Source organism: Microcoleus sp. N3A4, from assembly GCF_036701805.1.
Classification (GTDB): Bacteria; Cyanobacteriota; Cyanobacteriia; order Cyanobacteriales; family Microcoleaceae; genus Microcoleus.
On the sequence record NZ_JAUBRJ010000193.1, the window covers coordinates 1 to 1068 of the forward strand.

2 pseudogenes are annotated in these 1068 nt (G+C 38.6%); both read right to left on the reverse strand.

The features are described 5' to 3' along the window. Positions 1-71: 71 nt before the first annotated feature. Positions 72-614: pseudogene (locus QUA56_RS36690) on the reverse strand (ISAs1 family transposase); the annotation flags it as partial. Positions 615-756: 142 nt separating this feature from the next. Further along, positions 757-928: pseudogene (locus QUA56_RS36695) on the reverse strand (ISKra4 family transposase); the annotation flags it as partial. Positions 929-1068 lie beyond the last annotated feature (140 nt).

The following is a 1068-nucleotide window of genomic DNA, read 5'->3' on the forward strand; positions in this document are numbered from 1 at the left end:
GGTTGCTGGGGGCTTTTTCATTGGTTTATTTTACCAGCTTTTGTCACCGAAGTTTTTTTGACCTGAATCCTTACCTCGTTGGAATGATCCTCAACTTTAACTTGCCCTAAAACTAAACGCTGTTCACTTGCCCAAGCCGTGACCAAATGCAAAGCTTTTACGCCTTGATTACGGTCATAAGAACCTCTAACACTTTTGCCATCAATGGGGATAATCTCGCCAACTATCGAACCAAGCATACTTTTAAGCCACTTCGCTAAACATTGTTCTAAAGCATCAGGATTGATTTTTTCAAAGACTCGTCGAAAAGTATCGTCACTCGGGATACCATTGGGTAATTCGAGAAATTCCTCTAACCATTGCTGTTTAGCGATGCCATAATTTTCCATGTCTTCCCAACCTTCGGCACCGCCAATGACGGCTAAAATAGAGATTACTAAAATATCTTTTAATAAGTGTTTTTTGGTTCTTTGAACTCTGGGGTCGGGGAGCTCTGCTACATAATTCAATAAATTGGCTTGGATTTCGCTCAGAGGTGTTAAATGTCGTTTTTCTGCTCTTTTAGCTTGAGATTTTACAGCGAGTTTCAATCGAGGTGCAAAACCATTTGTCATTGTCTTTAACTCCGTTTCAACTTGATTGACTTTGTTAAGATTCAAACTTAATTATAGGTTTGAGTTCGGCACACAGATATAGAGCCTATTGGCGGCTTTTTGTCAAGTACAATTTATACCAAATTAGATGAGCTTACCCTGCTTGCCATAAGTATGTTTCCGCTTGCTTCAATCGCTTAATTGAACCCCCCACATAAGTGAAGATTTTCCTTCAAATGATACCAATCTAGAATTTCTCTTCTGTCCTGTTGACAACTAATTTCTTTAAATATAATAGCAGGGCTATTTCGTTCTAGACAGTAGGCAGGGTTTAGGTTTAGCCCACATTCCGCAGGTCTTTAAATAGAATTGATGGTTATAAATTTTAAAAATTCAAGCCTGAAGTGATTACTGGGTAATCACTTCAGGCTTTTTTGAGTTACAATGAACGAATTAGGAGCCAAGAGGAAAAAAC